Source organism: Paenibacillus kribbensis, assembly GCF_002240415.1.
Lineage (GTDB): Bacteria > Bacillota > Bacilli > Paenibacillales > Paenibacillaceae > Paenibacillus > Paenibacillus kribbensis.
Window position 1 is genome coordinate 4,779,610 of the sequence record NZ_CP020028.1, and the last position, 17,779, is coordinate 4,797,388.

Consider the following 17,779-nt stretch of genomic DNA (forward strand, 5'->3'; position numbering starts at 1 on the left):
AGTTGGCTATAGAAAGAGCGATTAGCTCATTTTGAATCTGACGAGATAAAATATCTCATTGTAGATTTTGCAAGCAAAATCCGTACTCACTCGTTGTTCAGTTTTCAAAGATCAAACATTTCATTTTCGTCGACTTAGCTCATCGTTTCATCAACTTTTATATCATATCATGTCCGAACCAACTTTGCAAGCTTTTATTTTCAATCTTTTTTTGCATTCACTCGCAATATTGTATTTCTTGGCCGGAATTAGAATATACCATATACATAATAGGTTTGCAAGCTTTTATTATATGATTCTTTTGAAATTCTTTATTATAAATGCGATAAATGTTTACTTACTAATAAAAAAGAACCCCCTTCCTTAAACACCAGGGAAGAGGCTCTAAATTTATTTCTTCTATATTATTCGGAGCCCATAAAGGCAAATCGAATCACTACAATAATAGCAAGCACCCACATAAGCCAGTGAATTTTAACTTTATTGCTGGTAAACAAGTTACTGAACACTGCCAGCACAACGTAAGACAAAATACCAGCAGAAATACCGTTCGCAATCCCGCCTGTGAAAGGCATCAATACGATAGTCAAAAATGCAGGGAAGGCAAGCAGGAAGTTATCCCAGTCAATATTGCGAACCTGACTCATCATTAACACCCCGACAATAATTAGAGCTGGAGCCGTAGCCGCGGAAGGTACAACCAGTGCCAACGGTGCGATAAAGAGGGACAACAGAAACAGAATACCTGTCGTTACGGCAGTCAGACCGGTACGTCCGCCTTCTTCCACTCCTGCGGAGCTTTCCACGAACGCTGTAATGGTACTGGTACCCAATACTGCCCCCGTACTTACACCAACAGCATCCACCAACATAGCTTTACCGATGATTTTCTCGCCCTTTTTCTTATCCTTCATGATCCCTGCACGGGTAGCTGTCCCCACCAGTGTTCCAAACGTATCAAACAGCTCCACAAAAGTGAAAATGAAGATAATATCAAACAGTCCAATATGCAGAGCAGCCTTCAAATCTAACTGGCCTACTGCCAGGTTAGTGAAATCAGGAATCCAGTTTCCTGTCGTCAAGCTGCTCAGATTCGTTACTCCCATCGGAATACCGATCAATGTTGTTGCTACGATTCCAATCAGCAAAGCACCTTTGACCCGAACAACCATCAGCGCTGCGATAATAAGCAAGCCGATTAACGCCAGCAACGCATCCTTTTGATGAACCAAGCTGCCCAGAACCAAATTAAAAGCATGACCTGGAACCGGTTGACCAACATCTGTACCTGGAACGATGCTCACCATAACCAAATTACAGAGCTTGAAGCCGACAATCGTAATAAACAAGCCGATACCCACCGTAATAGCTGTCTTTAAATTTTCCGGAACCGCAACAAGCAACATCTGTCTTACTCGTGTCACGGTTAAAATCAGAAAGACGATACCGGATATAAACACAGCGCCAAGTGCCGCTTGCCAAGTGATTACACCATTAGAACTCAAGACTACCGTCATAAAATATGCATTCAAACCCATGCCCGGGGCCATGCCGATCGGCACATTAACGAATAGCCCCATCAAAATGGTAACCAGACCCGCACCTACTGCTGTCGCAAAAAAAACAGCTTCACTAGGCATCCCCGCACCAGTCGGGCCCAAAAAGGTATTATTGACCACCAGGATGTAAGCCATGGTCATAAAAGTAGTAATCCCCGCAATAATCTCGGTGCGGATGTTTGTTCCATGTTCCTTTAATTTAAAGAAACGCTCCATGAGTCGTAATTCCTCCTACGCAAAGCATACTCGTATTGTTGTCGTACATTTACCGTAATATTCGCATTCATATGCGCTATCACATCCGTTATTTTAGGCTCTCACCTACAGCTTGTCAACAGAAAAAGCGAATGTTGCAAATTGAACACATATGTATTGTTCGGAAAATAGAAACCCCGTCAAGCTGTTATACAGTTAACGGGGTTTTATTTTAATGAATCAGATTGTTTTGTACTTATCAATGGCATTAGCAAAAAACCTTCAAAACCACAATAAATGTGGAGTTGAAGGTTTTGTTATACTGCCTGTCTACAGCCTATTCCCACTCAATCGTTGCTGGTGGTTTGGAGGTTACATCGTACACGATACGGTTTACATTTTCTACTTCATTAACGATACGTACCGAAATTTTCTCCAATACGTCCCAAGGAATACGCGCCCAGTCGGCGGTCATGCCGTCGATGGAGGTTACCGCACGAATACCTACGGTGTAAGAGTACGTACGGGCATCGCCCATAACACCAACACTCTTCATATTCGGCAGAGCGGTGAAGTATTGCCAGATTTCACGGTCCAGACCGGCTTTGGCAATCTCCTCGCGCAAAATATAATCCGATTCACGGACAATCTTGAGCTTGTCCTCTGTCACTTCACCCAATACACGAATGGCAAGGCCCGGACCCGGGAATGGCTGACGCCATACAATCTCAGCTGGCAGTCCGCATTCTTCACCGACTTTACGCACTTCATCCTTGAACAATGCATTCAGTGGTTCGATCAGCTTGAACTTCATGTCTTCCGGCAAACCGCCCACGTTATGGTGCGATTTGATGGTTTGTGCCGTTGCTGTTCCGCTCTCTACAATATCTGTGTACAGCGTGCCTTGCGCCAGGAAGTCAAAATCATCAAACTTGGCAGATTCTTCTTCAAAGACGTAGATAAACTCATTACCGATGATTTTACGTTTTTGCTCAGGATCATCGACTCCTGCCAGTTTGGACAGGAAGCGTTCACGAGCATCGATTTTGACAACTTTCATATCAAATTTGCCAACGAACGTATCCATTACACTTTCAGCTTCGCCCTTGCGCAGCAGTCCGTGGTCAATGAACATACATGTCAGTTGGTCGCCGATGGCTTTATGAATGAGCATTGCTACAACGGAGGAATCCACACCACCACTTAAAGCACACAAAACTTTCTTGTCGCCTACTTGCTGACGGATTTCACGGATTTGATCTTCAATGAACGATTCCATCGTCCAGTTGCCTTCACAACCGCACACTTCATACAGGAAGTTACTAATCATTTCATTACCCTGAACGGAATGACGTACCTCTGGATGAAACTGTACCGCATACAGATTCCGTTCCGGATGGCTCATCGCGGCAATCGGTGCACTCTCTGTTCCTGCATCCAGTGTAAAGCCGGATGGCAGATCTGTAACATGATCCCCATGGCTCATCCATACCGTTTGGCGGGAATCCAAACCTTTAGCCAATCGAGCACCCTCATTGAATAACACGTCTGCTTTGCCGTACTCACGCTTGCCCGCACGTTCTACCTTACCATCCAACTGGTGAGCCATCAGCTGCATACCATAGCAAATGCCAAAAATAGGAATGCCAAGATCATAAATGGCCCGGTCCACCTGAGGAGCATTGTCTGTATACACGCTGGAAGGTCCGCCTGAGAAAACAATCCCTTTCGGCGCCAGCTCTCTCAGCTTCTCCGCAGGCGTATTGTATGGAAGGAGCTCGCTATATACACCGAGATCCCGAATTCTTCTTGCAATTAACTGGTTGTACTGTCCTCCAAAGTCGAGAACTACAACGATTTCATTAGGCTTATTCATTACCGTGCCTCCCTCAATTGTTCGTTTCATTATACGCAACGATAAAACAGGACGTCAAGAAATCACGCGGAGTTGAGTGGACATGAAAAGATTGTTAAAATAAATTGATTCCAAATTACTTAATCTGTTCGTAGGAGTGTACACGATGGATGTGCTGAAGTGGATCGCGCAATTGTTCGAAGAATACGGATACGGCGTCCTTTTTTTCGGCTTGCTGCTTGAGTTTATTGCTTTGCCTTTTCCCGGGGAAACCACGATGGCCTATGCGGGATATCTCTCCTATTCGGGCACCCTGGATTTCGGTAAACTGGTGCTGCTGGCCTTTTTGGGCACAACTATCGGTATGACCATTACCTACTTTATTGGAAAATGGGCTGGACTCCCCTTTATTCAGAAATACGGTAAATGGGTTCTCTTATCGCCGGACAAGCTTGAAAAAACACAAAAGTGGTTTCAACGATATGGGTACTGGCTTATTTTCCTTGGATATTTTATCCCTGGCGTTAGACATTTCACTGGCTATTTTTCCGGAATTATCGCTATTCCTCTCCGTAAATTTGCCTTGTATGCATACAGCGGTGCCTTATTCTGGGTTATTTTATTTCTAAGTATTGGCAAGCTATTTGGTCCGCAATGGGATGCTATTTTTCATTTGGTGGAGCTGTATGCACTGCGCATCGCCGCGGTCGTCGGCATTCTCCTCCTGTTGTATGTTGTTTATCGCTGGAGAGCCTTCCTGTTTAGCCCTTTCTACAAATCAGATAAATCAGTGAAAACCAGCAACAAGAAAGATTCACAATAATCAGACCCCGGCTGTCCTGGAACTGCAAGCCCTACCCTGCCAATCAATGAAATGAGGAAGTAGGATTTTACATATCAAAAACACCCTCCGGGAACGAAATACAACCATCGTCCCAAAGGGTGCAATAAGAATGCTTATGGTTTACGATTGCTCAGCCTGCTCCCGAATGTAATTCAGCGCAGCATCGATATGCCCTTTGACTCTCAAGCCACGCCATTCATGAACCAGAATACCGTTCTCATCGATAAGAAATGTAGAGCGAACGATGCCCATGTACTGCTTGCCATACATCTGTTTCTGCTGCCATACCCCGTATGTCTCAGCCACCAGATGCTCTACATCGGACAGCAGTTGAAAAGGTAGTCCATACTTGGCAATAAACTTGTCATGCTGCTTGAGTGGATCAGGGCTTACCCCGAGAATGACTGTATTCAAGCCTTCAAACTCCATATGCTTATCCCGAAAATCACACGCTTGTGTCGAGCAGCTGGAGGTCAAATCCTTCGGATAGAAATACAGCAGCACCCTGCTGCCTCTATAATCAGACAGCTTAACGCCTTTTCCCCCACTCCCCGGCAATTCAAAGTCCGGTGCCAGTTGTCCAATCACGGTAGATGCCGTGGGCATCTCATCATCTCCTATCTTTTTGGAGTTCGCATATCCTCCGGGTCTATGAGCCAGCGCCCCGATAACGCCGAATCCCCCAATTCCATGCCAATAAGCCCAAAGTCAGAAACACTGCGCCCATCACAGGAGTTAAGAGCGCCATCTGCCGCATATCCTCCCGCTGAAGGAACAGGGACGCCGGATATACACCAACAAAAGCAAAGGGCAGAATCCAGGTCAACACCACCTGAATGGCTCGGTTGTAAATCGTTATCGGATAACGGCCGTAGCCCTGAATATTATACATGAGCGGAATAATTCCTGTCGGTGCGTCTGAAAAGAACGAAATGGAGGTCAAAATGGTGTAGATCCCAGTATAAATCGCTACAGCGCTCAGACTCATCACGATGAGTACCGGAATAAACCACCACGCCATATGCAGGTCCATCTGCGCGCCGCTGATTCCCATAATAATCAGACCAATCACCGATCCCACCAGCGCTGGCGGGTCTACATTTTCAAGGAAAATCTGGAACAGATTATATGCGGGACGGGTCATAACCCGGTCGAGTTCCCCTTTGACAATATAGCGCTCGCTAAAGTTCCAAAGGTTGACAAAACAGGTGAATAGTCCGTACGGAACCATGAAAAAGCCGTAAACGAACACCACTTCATTTTCACTCCAGCCGCCCAGACTGTCCGTATGCATAAAAATGACCAAAATAAAAATAAGATTTGTGGCCTGAAACAGCAGGTCCGAAATAACTTCCACCCAAAAATCGGCCCGATAGGTGAGCCGTGACTTCATGTAATTTTTCAAATATTCGCTAATGAGACCCAAATAGTACATCATCGGCTTACCCTCCCTGCACGAACAGACGTCTGCGCGCCAGTCGCCAAATGATGATCATCGGCACGAGCAGAACGACCAGCCAAATGATTTGGATACCCAGCACATTCCAGATGCCAACGCCTTTTACGCGTCCGGTAAAAACAGAGCCTGGTAAATAGGTAATCGCCTGAAACGGCATCCACTCGGCAAAAGTCGCCAGCCAGCCCGGAAATAAACTGATGGGTAAAATCAACCCGGAAAACAGGTCCACCACTACACGCTTCATGCGCATCATGCCTTCGTTATTTTCGATAAAAAAGGCCGTCAAACCGGTAATAATATTAATCTGAGTGTTGATCAGGAAGCTGAAAAACAGCATGACCAGAAAACCAATCCAGGCTACCGGGTCCGTAGGGAGCTTCACCGGAAACAGCAGCATCGCAATTGCCATGCCTGGAATCATAAACAACAGGAAGCGGAACATCCCCTCACCGAGTCCCTGCATACATTTAACGAGCACATAGTTATACGGTCGGATCATCTGAATAGCAATACTTCCATCACGAATATCCGTCGAAATTTCACGATCCAGGTTGTTAAAATAAAATGCCCTCGCCATCCATGAGACCGCTACATAGGTCGTCATCTGAGCAGCGGTAAAGCCGCCAATACTGCCTGCGTCCCCATATATCGCTTGGTATGTGAAATAGTACACGCCAATATTCATAGAATAAATAAGTATACCTGAATAGTAGTTCACACGATAAGCTAGCATCGTCAAAAATCGGATACGAATAAAATCGGTATATACGCTAAGCATGAACTTTGGCCTCCACTGCCGGAGGTACCGGATTGCCCTGACGCTCTGCCGAGCCAGACTGATAGATGCTGCGGACGATATCATCTGTGTTGGTTTCAATGATCTTGATGTCCGTAATGTCGGTGCGGCCGACGACACTGGCGAGCACATCCGATACATTAATATGCAGTGGAATCCATACCTTGGCAGCCAAATCGTTATCCATCGTCCAGGTCAGCGGCATATCGACAGTCCAAGCCTGCAATTGCTCCAGCCGGGTTGTCGTTCCAAACTGAAACCGTACTTCGCGTCCCGTCCCCCACCGCGTCTTCAGATCCTCCAGACCACCATCATAAATGATATTCCCATCATCCAGCATAATGACGCGCGAGCACAACGCTTCAATATCCTGCAAATCATGAGTCGTCAGCAAAATGGTCGTGCCGTGATCCCGGTTCATGTCCTTGAGAAACTCGCGGATTTCGGACTTCACCATAATATCGAGTCCAATGGTCGGCTCGTCCAGAAACACAATGGACGGATTGTGCAGCAGTGCAGCGACCAGCTCACAGCGCATCCGCTGTCCGAGGCTGAGCTTGCGTACCGGACGGCTTAACAGATCCTGCAATTGAAGTCTTTCCACCAGCTCATCCAGCCTGCGTTTGAAGTCGGTAGCCGGAACCTGATATACTTTGCGCAGCAGCTGAAAAGACTCGATCACGCCGATGTCCCACCAAAGCTGGCTGCGCTGACCGAAAACAACGCCAATGTTGCTTACAAATTTCTCACGATCTTCGTAGGGGACATATCCTCCCACCTTGAGATGCCCCGATGTGGGCACAAGAATGCCTGTCAGCATCTTGATCGTGGTAGACTTTCCGGCTCCGTTCTCACCGATATAGCCGCATATTTCTCCTTGCGGGATACGGAAGGAGATATCTTTGACCGCAGCTACCTCGTTGTATTCTCGGGAGAATAAATCAAGGAAGGCGCCTTTCAGGCCCTCGCGGTTTTTTTGTACCTTAAACGTTTTGCGCAGATCCTGCACATCAATTGCCAGCATGTTATACCTCTCAGTCAGGATTTTACAAAATCCATTGTTAAATTGATTGTGCTCCAAAAAGAAATTATAATGTAATGAATTGAAAAGCGAAAGGGAGAGCATCCATGACAAGCAGAACCAAAAGAACGCTATGGTCGGTTCTGGCCGTGGTTATCGTCGCGATTGTAGGCTTTGCCGTGTACTATTTTTCATCCATTTATAATCAATTGAACAATCTGCATAAAGAGGGAGCAAACTCCCCCTTCAAAAATGTAAAGCAGGTCGATCAGGTTCGTACACCAGACCCGCCCAAATGGGAAGGGACTGACATGGTTAACATTTTACTGATGGGTGTCGATGGCCGTGGTATCCAAAAAGGAGAAGTCCCCCGGTCAGACAGTATGATGGTCGTATCCCTCGACCCTGTCAAGAAAAAGATTCACCTTTTCTCTATTTTGCGTGACACGTATGTGGATATTCCCGGCTACGGCAAAAACCGTATTAATACCGCCATTACCCATGGACCCAATACAGCCATGAAGGCGGCTGGTGATCTGCTGGGCATTCAGGTGCAATATTATGTATATACTGATTTCCAAGGATTTATTAAGCTGGTAGACGCTGTGGGCGGCATTGATTTTGAAGTGGAAAAGGATATGCACTATACGAGCAATGCGGATAAGCATCAATACGACATTGACTTGAAAAAGGGCATGCAGCATCTGGATGGCAATACGGCGCTTCAATATGTACGGTTCCGCCACGATGCCATGTCGGACTTCTCCAGGTCGGGACGTCAGCGCGCATTTTTGGAGGCGGTAGCCCAGAAAATGCAGACCACGACCTCCATTGCCAATCTGCCAAATATTTTGGAGCAGGTGAACCCTTACATTGACACCAATCTGAGTGTCAATGATATGTGGAAGCTGGCGAACGTCGGCTACCAAAGCACCTTTGCAGGCAGCGAGCAGGTTCCACCGATGAAGCTGCTCGGAGAAGAAAATGTAGGCGGCGCACAGGTGCTTACTGTCCGCGATCCGGAAGAGCTGAAAAAGTACGTGCAGGACATATTCAACAATCCTCCTGTGCAGACCCAGGAGCAGGGCAAGGATCAGAATGGAACGAAGCAGCCGGACAGTGCATCATCGTCCAAGACCGATAAGCCTTCTTTTACAGGGGGCAGTAAAACCAGTAATGAAGATGCTTCCACACAATCGACACCAAAGACAGGCCAAAAAGAGCTATAATAGATTATGCAGGGGCAGCCGTGAACGCTGCCCTTTGGCGTGTGTATACCCTATTTTGATGAACGGAAAGGAAGTTTGGGATGATGAAACGGGAAAATTCCGAAGCATTATATAAAGAAGCATTGGAGCATATTGTCGGGGGCGTCAACAGCCCTTCACGCTCCTTTAAGGCTGTGGGCGGCGGCGCTCCAGTATTCATGAAACGCGCCCGAGGCGCTCATTTCTGGGATGAGGATGATAATCGGTATATCGACTATCTGGCGGCATACGGTCCTATTATTACCGGACATGCCCACCCCCATATTACCAAGGCTATAAGTGAAGCTGCGGCGAACGGAGTATTGTACGGAACCTCCACAGCATTGGAAATCAAACTGGCCAAGATGCTGAAGGAAGCGATTCCTTCGCTGGACAAGGTCCGGTTTGTGAATTCCGGCACAGAGGCGGTCATGACGACGATCCGTGTGGCGCGGGCCTATACCGGGCGGAACAAGATCATCAAATTCGCCGGCTGTTACCACGGTCACTCGGATCTGGTACTCGTAGCCGCAGGCTCCGGCCCATCCACGCTGGGCATACCGGACAGCGCAGGTATTACAACCAACATTGCGAGCGAGGTTATTACTGTGCCTTTCAATGATCTCGACGCGCTGCGCCAAGCCCTGGAGCGTTGGAGCGACGATGTGGCGGCAGTCATGGTCGAGCCGATTGTCGGTAATTTCGGCATGGTGATGCCGCAGCCAGGATATCTGGAAGGGCTGTGCTCGATGGCGCGGGCGAACGGCTCTCTCGTCATTTATGACGAGGTCATTACCGCGTTCCGCTTCCACTACGGCTCGGCCCAAACGTATGCAGGTCTGGACAATCATGATGCGATTCAGCCGGATTTGACCGCGCTGGGCAAAATCATGGGCGGCGGTCTGCCAATTGGCGCCTACGGCGGCAGCAAGCAAATCATGGAGCAGGTTGCCCCACTCGGCCCGGCTTATCAAGCCGGTACTATGGCCGGCAACCCGGCCTCCATCTCGTCAGGCATCGCCTGCCTTGAAGTCCTTCAAGGGGAAGGCGTGTATGAAGAGATGGAACGTCTGGCCGTGAGACTGACGGACGGTATTCAGTCCTCCGCCGACCGCTACGGTGTGCCATTGACGATCAACCGCATTCGGGGAGCGTTCTCGACGCATTTCTGCAATCATCCGATCACGAATTACGCTCAGGCGCAGGATACAGACGGCGAAGCGTTCGCGTCCTTCTTCCGGCACATGCTGGATCGCGGTGTTCATTTGGCACCATCCAAATACGAAGCCTGGTTCCTCACAACAGCACATACGGACGAAGATGTGGATGCTACGCTGGAAGCGGCGGACGATTCCTTCCGTGCCATGTCACAAGGTAAATAAGCAGATTAGTAAGCAATAAAATATGGATTCGATAGAGCCGGAAGTTGTCTTAAGGACGGGGTAGCCCACCTTTGAGACAACGTTCCGGCTTTTTTTATAATGCAAACTGTACCCGTACACTTGTGAATTTTATGGATTGTACCCCGCTATGCTGTCCGGGTATATTAAGAAAGCCATAGATGTCAAATCATCATAACGGAGGTTCATTATGTACAGTCATACTAGAAATGGGGCAGCCTATCTGGCCGCTCTCTGCTATGCAACTATACTTGGCTTTTCATTTTTATTCGTGAAGCTGACCGTCACGGAGGCTAGTCCGCTGGATGTGCTCGCCCACCGCTTTGCGTTATCTTTTGTCGCTTTGACCATTCCAGTGCTACTTGGCTGGATCAAAATCAGCATCACACGGCGTGATATTGTACGCATTTTACCATTGGCGCTGCTTTCACCTTTGGTGTATTTCCCCTTGCAGGCCTTTGGGCTGATGAGCACCTCTTCATCGGAAGGCGGAATTATTCAAGCGACCGTTCCCATTTTCACCCTGCTGTTCGCCTCCTATTTCATTAAAGAGCGCACAACAGGGGTGCAAAAGATATCTTTACTGCTCTCCGTCTTTGGCGTAATTTTTATATTTGTGATGAAAAGCGGAGCGCCCCTGGCGTCTAACAGCTTTGGCGGCATTCTTTTGCTTGTGCTGTCTGCCGTTTGCCTATCTGGCTATAACGTGCTGGCTCGTCCATTAACACAAAAGTACAGACCGATGGAATTGACCTACGTAACCTCCATTTTGGGATGTGTCGTTTTTAATCTGGCGGCTCTGGGGTATCATGCCATAGACGGTTCCATGAGCGCTTATACCGCTCCGCTGGTAAAGCCTGATTATTGGCTGGCACTGGCTTATCTGGGCATTCTGTCTACTCTCGTCACCTCGCTGTTATCCAGCTTTGCCTTGAAGTGGATCGAAGCCTCGAAAATGAGTGTGATCGGTAATTTATCCACGCTCATTTCCATGATAGCAGGTGCTTATATTTTGCAGGAGCAGCTTGCCTACTATCACATTATAGGCGCTATCCTGATCATTGCCGGCGTGCTGGGCACCAACTTTGGAGGACGAAAAAACTTCGCGCCCAGCCAAACCACTTCTACCAATCGTTAACATGGACTGAAAACAGATATACCAGGGCAGCGTGAGCTATTTTATCCAGTATGCTTCTACCCTTCGTAAAAAAGGCATCTCCAGGCTCGAATTGCTATAGCCTGGAGATGTCTTTTTTAACAGTACACAGTACGCGTCAGGATTAGACCGGGTATGCCATCACACTCATTAACGCCAGCTCCGGCTGTGTCGTGTCCAGCCTGCTGTATTGAATGATTACGGGTACATCGCTGGTGACCGTAATCGCATAAGGTATGCCTGTTGGAATCCGTTCGCCGGACTTTTCCAGCGAGGCTGTTCGGATATGGCGGGTTCGTCTTCCTTCCACCACCTCGATCAGACCCTCCAACGGCTCACGGTCCTCAAAATAGATGTCTATGCTCAGCTTTGCCGCACGGTTCTCACAATTCAGCACGCATATACTCTCATGACTGACCAGTTCTCCCCGGCTTTCCGGTGGAATATATCCGTCGGGGATGACCCAGAACAAGCTGCCCCGCGGCTGGTTTACTTTGTCCTGAGGAAGGTCCTGAGAAAGTTCGGTATCACCCATACGATCAGCCTCCTTTTACCAAAATGATTGGGTCAAGCAACAATCTTCTACCCGTAAGGGTTCTCCTTGGTACGCAGCAATTGGGCCAGAAAAGCGAGCGCTAATCCCTGTCCCCAACCCTGAATGCGTTTGTAGGGTACGTTGCGATAGCCGTCAATATCGTTCATTATAGCCGTTCCTGCGGATACTCCCGTCACTGTGCCGTCCTCCTTAATCCGGGAAAGAATGCCGTCGATCGCCTTTTGCGAGTATTTGTTAAACAGTCGTCCCCGCATAAGCAAGGCCGTCGCAATCCCTGCCGAGCCGGAGGTTTCCAGATAAGAGGTATCATCATTCAGCACGGTATGCCACAGTCCTTCCGGGGATTGCAGCCGCACCAGGGCACTGAGCTGGTCACGCAGCGAGCCGTCGATGATCATGTAGGATGGATGCTGAACCTCTACATATTTTAGCGCCTTGGCCATCGTGAGGGCTGCCCATGAATTGCCGCGTGCCCAGTATATGCCTGACATCCGGCTCTGATTCGCATGATCCCAGCCGTGATAATACAAATTCGTATCCGGGTCCTGCAAAAATTCCTCATGCCCGTGATATTGCCGGATACCGTCCTCCCAATATTCCCTGTTATCCAGCAGATGACCGATGCGCAGCAAATAAAAGCCTGCCATAAACATCGTATCCACCCACGCTTGCTGCGGAAATACGTCGTGAAGTGAATTCACCGTATGCTGGAAAATGCCGTCGGCGAACCGTTCAGCTTTTTTTGCCAGAAACTCTGCCATCTCGATGGCAATATCCAGGTATCTTTGCTCTCCTGTGGCCTGATGCAGTGTCAACAAGCAGTGTCCGATCGATACGCCGTTCACCGACAGAGGTGGAAGTCCATCCTCAATATTTTCGTCAACCCATTCTCTCAGCCTGGTCAGATACTTTTCGTTCCCTGTCGCTTCATAGGCTTCACATACTCCGTAAAAGGCTACCCCACCCGGCCAATCCCAGCTATAGTCCATTTGAAACGTGCGTTCCACGACCCGGTCGATCACCTGTTTAATTTGTTCCTCATCATAAATCAATGCTGGCATTTCCTCGTCTCCTCCTTCGGTAAGCTTCACGTTAGTTGCCCTCCTTGCCACCTGTTCCAGAAAAGTCCAGCGGTCAACGTAAGTACATGCGCAGCGGTTGCAAATCCAGTTCCTTCACAGCCGCCGCCACCATATCTGCAATCCGGACCGCGCCATTCTCATGAAAATGCGTATTATCCTCCAGGCCGCCGGAAAAGTTCATGTATTCTCCGGGCAGCAGCCACATAAACAATTCCTTGCTTTCTTCGGGACCCAGCTCTTCATATAACTCCTGCGTGCGGGCGGACAAATCAATCAGCGGCACATCCGCTTCTTCCGCCAACTCGCGAACCGCCGTAATATAGCCGCCATGGGTGTCGGACAGCGTACCATTCTTGTTAAAATAGCGACGATGTACAGGTGTAATCAGCACCGGGGTTCCCCCCTTGCTTCTCGCACCGTCGATATACAGGCGCAAATGCTCCTTATAGGTTGTAAAAGGCTCTGTAGCCCGCACCGGATCAGGCTTCTCATCATTATGACCAAACTGGATGAACAGGAAGTCACCTGCCTTCATTTCGCCCAAAATGATGTCCAGCCGTCCTTCATCCACAAAGCTTTTGGAGCTTCGCCCTGATACGGCATGATTATCCACACAGACATCATGCTTGAACAAGGCTGGCAAAGCCTGGCCCCAGCCTGTATACGGATAGCCGGACGCGTCCTGATCCGTAACGGTGGAATCTCCGGCCAGAAATAGCCGGAGGGTCTGTGGCGCTGGCGTAATCTCCAGCGCATTGAGCCGCGGCGCGGTGCCCGATATGGCGAGGCGCAGCTGACCGCCCCGGACAGGCACCGCAAACCAGACCTCTGCGAGCTGGCCTGGCAGCGTGTGGACCGGGGGCAGCATGTGCTTGCCCTCGCCAGCCTTGAGCCGCGTGAGCGTTTCCGCAAGCGGATCGCCGAGCAGTGCATAGACGAGGTACACCCCGTCCGGCACATCTGCGACAAATGCAGCGTTCAGCGGAATGCAAAAGCTGCTTCGCAGCCGTGTGTGCGTATCCTTCGCAGGCGCAGAAGTTCGCCTTTGTCGTCCGTACACCTGCCCTGTAGCCTCGAAGCCGTACCCCAATTCGGCAGTATAGGAGCAAGCCGGGGATACCCCCTTGTAGCCAGCAGCAGGCTCCCCCGGACCAAAATCAAACTTCCACATGCCACTCACCTCCTTCGCAGCTTGAGCTTTACCCCTTTAAGCCACTCGTACTCATTCCTTCTACAATTTGCTTCTGGAAGGCAAAGAATACAGCGATAACCGGTACCAGACTCAAAATGGACATGGCGAACATTCCACCCCAGTTGGAGGCCGACTCGCTGTCGAGAAACATTTTGAGCGCAATCGATACGGTATATTTCTCCGGCGAATTCAGATACAGTACCGGGCCCAGCAGATCCTCCCACTTCCAGTAGAAAGAGAAGATAGCCGCCGTAGCCAGCGAGGATTTGAGCAATGGCAAAATAATGCGGAAATATAGCCTGAATTTGCCGCATCCGTCAATCGTCGCCGCTTCATCCAGCTCCGCCGGTATCGTTCGGATAAACTGAACCATCAGGAAGATGAAGAATGGCATCCCGAAAAACGACGGCACCACCAGCGGCAAAATCGTATTGACCCAGCCGAGCTTGGTGAAAATAATATATTGCGGTACCAGTACCACATCTCCGGGCAGCATCAGCGTCATCATCATCAACGCAAACCAGAAGTTACGCCCTTTGAATTTCAAACGTGCGAAGCCAAATGCAATTAATGAGGAGGAAATCACGGCTCCAATCGTGGCAATCACGACAATCGTGAGCGAATTCAAAATGTACGTGCCAAAGCTGTATCCGCTTGTGCCCTTCCAGCCTGTCACATAGTTTTGCCAAATCCATTCTGTAGGGAAAAGAGAATCTGCCGTGACGAATATCGTCCGGCTCTCCTTGAACGAGCTGAACAGCATCCAAAATACGGGATACAGCATCAGGAGCGCGAGCGCAGCGACCAGAATGTGATAGATCGGCCATTTGAACGTTTTCCATGCCATCGGTATCAGCGCCCCTTTTCCGTTTCATAGAATACCCAGTATCTGGAGGTTAAAAATAAAATTGCTGTCAGTATCGCAATCATAATGAGCATGACCCAGGCCATAGCCGCCGCATATCCCATATTGCTGAACATAAACGCCTGTCGGAACAAATACAGCGAATGCAGCATCGTCCCATCCATTGGGCCGCCCTCGCCCTTCGAAATAACGTAGGCTGGAACGAAGGTCATAAAGGCGCTAATGGTCTGCATAATCAGGTTAAATAAAATAATCGGACTAAGCAGAGGGAGCGTGATACTGAAAAATTTTCGTACTGGCGATGCGCCGTCCACGCTGGACGCCTCGTACATTTCAACCGAAATATTCTTCAATCCAGCCAGAAAAATAAGCATGGAGGAGCCGAATTGCCATACAGACAAGGTGATCAGCATCGTAAGCGAAGCATTCGGATCACCAAACCATTTCACCGGGGTTGCCCCCAAGGCTGACAGCAAGCTGTTAACAATGCCGTCATTGCTGAAAATGTTGCGCCACATGATAGACACCGCAACGCTACCCCCGATTATGGATGGCAGATAGTACATCGTCCGATAGGTGCCGACCATCCGCGATTTGGTATTCAAAATCATAGCCACAAACAGGGCGAATATCAGCCGCAGCGGCACACCGACCAATACATACGTAAATGTGACCCTGATCGAATTCCAGTATTTCGGATCGCCTGTGAACATTTTTTCGAAGTTCCCCAGACCAATCCATTTGGGCGGGGTGAACAGATTGTAGGTTGTAAAGGAAAGATACAGCGAAATAAACATCGGAATTAATGTAAACGCCAGAAAGCCCACAATAAACGGGCTGATGAACGCATATCCGGTCATATTAGCTCTCAAGCTCTGATGATTTCGCAAGCTCATCAAGCCTCCCTTCTGTTGCATTTTACCAATTAACAAAATATTATAGTATTATTATATCGTTGTTATACGCATTATATTATGATGTGTGCAAAGGAAGCTTCTACGGCTTCTACGGCTTGTTCGTCGTGTTAACCGTGCGCAATCATGCTATCAATACGCACGGTTAACTTAACGAAACAGGCCTTCGCCCTATGTCATAACGGGGCAGCCGCCAAGGAAGCCATTACACTCTTTACTGCTTGTTATTCGCAAGGATGGTATTCGCATCAGTTCGGAATTTGACCGCTGCATCCGCTGCTGTCATTTGACCGAAATTGACCTGCTCAATATAATCGGTCAGGGTCGCAATCACTTCCGGTGATCCGACTGGCGGCGGTGGGCTCATTGGAGAAGCCTTTGGCTCCATGGAAGCCACAAAATCAAACACCTGCTTCGTAGCCTCACTCAACTCAGGCGCTATAGCTTCCTTGATTTTGGCGGAAATCGGTACGCCCCGCTCGCCCTTAATCAATTTATTCGCTTCCACATCGTTCATCCAGAAATCAATAAACTTGGCGGCCTCATCCTTCACCTGAGAACGGGCAGCGACCGTCCAATACATCGTAGGCTGCATGTATATACCTTTTTCCATATCCGGCCCGAACATCGGAGCCAGCGCCATCGGACGGTTAACGACCTGCTGTAAGCCTACATACTGATTGGACCATTGCCAAATGCCGATGCCTGTTCCTTTTACGAGATCGGACTCCTCCAGAATCCCCTTGGTCTGGTTCATGATTTCGGGAGGTGGAGTCGCCCCCTTCTTAATCAACTCAGCCAATCCGCCGAAGAAGTCAACAAACAGCTTATCGTCGTCATACCCCAATCCTGTTCCTTCCGCATTGTAGAGAGACTTTCCATGTGTCCGCAAATAATAGTGGAAGAAAATATCGGCAGCCATGGAGCTGTCAAAGTAAACTTTATTGGAACCTGCCTTCAAGGCCAGTTCTTTGTATTGATCCCATGTCCAGTTGTCAGGAATTTTGTCTATGCCCGCTTTTTTCAGCAGGGCCGGGTCATACTGGAAGCCCAGCACATTGACACCTGTCGGAATACCATATTGTTTTCCGGCAATGATGCCGGTTTTGAGTACATTTTCGTTCACGTCAGCGACCTGAATTTTTTGATTCAAGTAAGGCGCCATATCCTCCAGTTGACCGTTCTTCGCATATTGGCTAATGTATGAAATGTCCATCTGCACGATATCCGGCAGCTGGTTTGCTGCCGCCTGCGGGGCGAGCTTTTTCCAATAGTCATCAAAAGAGGCATATTCCACATCAATCGTCACATTCGGATTTTTTTGCTTATACAAATCAATTACCTTCTGCGTGTATTCATGACGGGTATCTGATCCCCACCAAGCAATCCGCAACTTTACCTTACTGTCTGCACTTGCCCCCGAATTGCTGCCGCTGTCCGCTCCGCTGCATGCTGTCGTCAAAACGAGCAGCATAGCCATGATCAGAAACCATCCCTTTTTGCCCACTTATCTCTCCCCTTTTCGCTGTTCTAAGAAAGGAGCTATGTTACAAGTGACAACGCAATTACGCTTTTTGATAGCGTTTACATTGGCTCCTGCTGTTATTTTCCCAAAAGCAGAGCAGCATTGGAATACAC

16 protein-coding genes are annotated in these 17,779 nt (G+C 48.7%); 4 read left to right on the forward strand and 12 right to left on the reverse strand.

Annotated elements, in window-relative coordinates:
* Window positions 1-404 precede the first annotated feature (404 nt).
* The gene (locus B4V02_RS21305; protein ID WP_094156310.1) at window positions 405-1,775 is read right to left on the reverse strand and encodes an NCS2 family permease; all 1,371 of its coding nucleotides are present in this window, start codon (window positions 1,773-1,775) and stop codon (window positions 405-407) included.
* Window positions 1,776-2,091: 316 nt separating this feature from the next.
* On the reverse strand, window positions 2,092-3,630 hold the full coding sequence (guaA, locus tag B4V02_RS21310) for a glutamine-hydrolyzing GMP synthase (protein ID WP_094156311.1): 1,539 nt from the start codon (window positions 3,628-3,630) through the stop codon (window positions 2,092-2,094).
* Window positions 3,631-3,775: 145 nt separating this feature from the next.
* Between guaA and B4V02_RS21315 the strand changes: the two genes are divergently transcribed.
* Window positions 3,776-4,432, forward strand: a complete 657-nt coding sequence (locus B4V02_RS21315; RefSeq protein WP_094156312.1) for a DedA family protein — start codon at window positions 3,776-3,778, stop codon at window positions 4,430-4,432.
* 141 nt (window positions 4,433-4,573) lie between these two features.
* On the opposite strand, the gene bcp is transcribed toward B4V02_RS21315, so the two are convergent.
* Genes bcp through B4V02_RS21335 form a run of 4 tightly spaced genes read right to left on the reverse strand, consistent with a single transcriptional unit; the run spans window position 4,574 to window position 7,732 of the window.
* Window positions 4,574-5,059, reverse strand: a complete 486-nt coding sequence (gene bcp, locus B4V02_RS21320) for a thioredoxin-dependent thiol peroxidase (protein WP_094156313.1) — start codon at window positions 5,057-5,059, stop codon at window positions 4,574-4,576.
* A 43-nt stretch (window positions 5,060-5,102) separates the two neighbouring features.
* On the reverse strand, window positions 5,103-5,891 hold the full coding sequence (locus B4V02_RS21325; protein ID WP_084011813.1) for an ABC transporter permease: 789 nt from the start codon (window positions 5,889-5,891) through the stop codon (window positions 5,103-5,105).
* 4 nt (window positions 5,892-5,895) lie between these two features.
* On the reverse strand, window positions 5,896-6,690 hold the full coding sequence (locus tag B4V02_RS21330) for an ABC transporter permease (RefSeq protein ID WP_007428811.1): 795 nt from the start codon (window positions 6,688-6,690) through the stop codon (window positions 5,896-5,898).
* Window positions 6,683-7,732, reverse strand: a complete 1,050-nt coding sequence (locus tag B4V02_RS21335; RefSeq protein ID WP_094156314.1) for an ABC transporter ATP-binding protein — start codon at window positions 7,730-7,732, stop codon at window positions 6,683-6,685. The genes B4V02_RS21330 and B4V02_RS21335 overlap by 8 nt, the downstream gene beginning before the upstream one ends.
* Before the next feature lie 104 nt (window positions 7,733-7,836).
* Here B4V02_RS21335 and B4V02_RS21340 point away from each other — a divergent pair, with 104 nt between their 5' ends.
* The 3 genes from B4V02_RS21340 to B4V02_RS21350 all read left to right on the forward strand — a co-directional run bounded on the left by B4V02_RS21340 (window position 7,837) and on the right by B4V02_RS21350 (window position 11,514).
* Complete coding sequence (locus B4V02_RS21340; RefSeq protein WP_094156315.1) at window positions 7,837-8,958, forward strand: LCP family protein; 1,122 nt, start codon at window positions 7,837-7,839, stop codon at window positions 8,956-8,958.
* 83 nt (window positions 8,959-9,041) lie between these two features.
* A complete protein-coding gene (locus tag B4V02_RS21345; protein WP_208618735.1) occupies window positions 9,042-10,358 on the forward strand; it encodes a glutamate-1-semialdehyde 2,1-aminomutase in 1,317 nt (438 codons plus the stop codon).
* A 208-nt stretch (window positions 10,359-10,566) separates the two neighbouring features.
* Complete coding sequence (locus B4V02_RS21350) at window positions 10,567-11,514, forward strand: DMT family transporter (RefSeq protein WP_094156317.1); 948 nt, start codon at window positions 10,567-10,569, stop codon at window positions 11,512-11,514.
* Window positions 11,515-11,656: 142 nt separating this feature from the next.
* Here the strand turns inward: B4V02_RS21350 and B4V02_RS21355 are convergent, their stop codons facing one another.
* From B4V02_RS21355 to B4V02_RS21380, 6 genes are all read right to left on the reverse strand, one after another.
* Window positions 11,657-12,067, reverse strand: coding sequence for a sensory rhodopsin transducer (locus B4V02_RS21355; protein ID WP_094156318.1), 411 nt, complete (start codon window positions 12,065-12,067; stop codon window positions 11,657-11,659).
* Window positions 12,068-12,114: 47 nt separating this feature from the next.
* Window positions 12,115-13,149: a glycoside hydrolase family 88/105 protein gene (locus tag B4V02_RS21360; RefSeq protein ID WP_094157063.1), complete on the reverse strand. Its 1,035-nt coding sequence runs from the start codon at window positions 13,147-13,149 to the stop codon at window positions 12,115-12,117.
* 73 nt (window positions 13,150-13,222) lie between these two features.
* Window positions 13,223-14,341: a rhamnogalacturonan acetylesterase gene (locus B4V02_RS21365; protein WP_094156319.1), complete on the reverse strand. Its 1,119-nt coding sequence runs from the start codon at window positions 14,339-14,341 to the stop codon at window positions 13,223-13,225.
* A 28-nt stretch (window positions 14,342-14,369) separates the two neighbouring features.
* Entirely contained in the window at window positions 14,370-15,209 is an 840-nt protein-coding gene (locus B4V02_RS21370) for a carbohydrate ABC transporter permease (RefSeq protein WP_007428800.1), read from the reverse strand.
* Window positions 15,210-15,214: 5 nt separating this feature from the next.
* On the reverse strand, window positions 15,215-16,123 hold the full coding sequence (locus B4V02_RS21375; protein ID WP_007428799.1) for a carbohydrate ABC transporter permease: 909 nt from the start codon (window positions 16,121-16,123) through the stop codon (window positions 15,215-15,217).
* Window positions 16,124-16,355: 232 nt separating this feature from the next.
* Window positions 16,356-17,648 carry an ABC transporter substrate-binding protein gene (locus B4V02_RS21380; RefSeq protein WP_094156320.1) on the reverse strand — a complete coding sequence of 431 codons (1,293 nt, stop codon included), beginning with the start codon at window positions 17,646-17,648 and terminating at the stop codon, window positions 16,356-16,358.
* Window positions 17,649-17,779: the final 131 nt, after the last annotated feature.

Coding starts and splice junctions, on each gene's coding strand:
- B4V02_RS21375 (WP_007428799.1), bottom strand. CDS start 16,123: ATGAGCTTGCGAAATCATCAGAGCTTGAGAGCTAATATGACCGGATAT.
- B4V02_RS21330 (WP_007428811.1), bottom strand. CDS start 6,690: ATGCTTAGCGTATATACCGATTTTATTCGTATCCGATTTTTGACGATG.
- B4V02_RS21355 (WP_094156318.1), bottom strand. CDS start 12,067: ATGGGTGATACCGAACTTTCTCAGGACCTTCCTCAGGACAAAGTAAAC.
- B4V02_RS21345 (WP_208618735.1), top strand. CDS start 9,042: ATGAAACGGGAAAATTCCGAAGCATTATATAAAGAAGCATTGGAGCAT.
- B4V02_RS21360 (WP_094157063.1), bottom strand. CDS start 13,149: ATGCCAGCATTGATTTATGATGAGGAACAAATTAAACAGGTGATCGAC.
- B4V02_RS21315 (WP_094156312.1), top strand. CDS start 3,776: ATGGATGTGCTGAAGTGGATCGCGCAATTGTTCGAAGAATACGGATAC.
- B4V02_RS21350 (WP_094156317.1), top strand. CDS start 10,567: ATGTACAGTCATACTAGAAATGGGGCAGCCTATCTGGCCGCTCTCTGC.
- B4V02_RS21365 (WP_094156319.1), bottom strand. CDS start 14,341: ATGTGGAAGTTTGATTTTGGTCCGGGGGAGCCTGCTGCTGGCTACAAG.
- B4V02_RS21335 (WP_094156314.1), bottom strand. CDS start 7,732: ATGCTGGCAATTGATGTGCAGGATCTGCGCAAAACGTTTAAGGTACAA.
- B4V02_RS21305 (WP_094156310.1), bottom strand. CDS start 1,775: ATGGAGCGTTTCTTTAAATTAAAGGAACATGGAACAAACATCCGCACC.
- B4V02_RS21370 (WP_007428800.1), bottom strand. CDS start 15,209: ATGGCATGGAAAACGTTCAAATGGCCGATCTATCACATTCTGGTCGCT.
- bcp (WP_094156313.1), bottom strand. CDS start 5,059: ATGCCCACGGCATCTACCGTGATTGGACAACTGGCACCGGACTTTGAA.
- B4V02_RS21325 (WP_084011813.1), bottom strand. CDS start 5,891: ATGATGTACTATTTGGGTCTCATTAGCGAATATTTGAAAAATTACATG.
- B4V02_RS21340 (WP_094156315.1), top strand. CDS start 7,837: ATGACAAGCAGAACCAAAAGAACGCTATGGTCGGTTCTGGCCGTGGTT.
- guaA (WP_094156311.1), bottom strand. CDS start 3,630: ATGAATAAGCCTAATGAAATCGTTGTAGTTCTCGACTTTGGAGGACAG.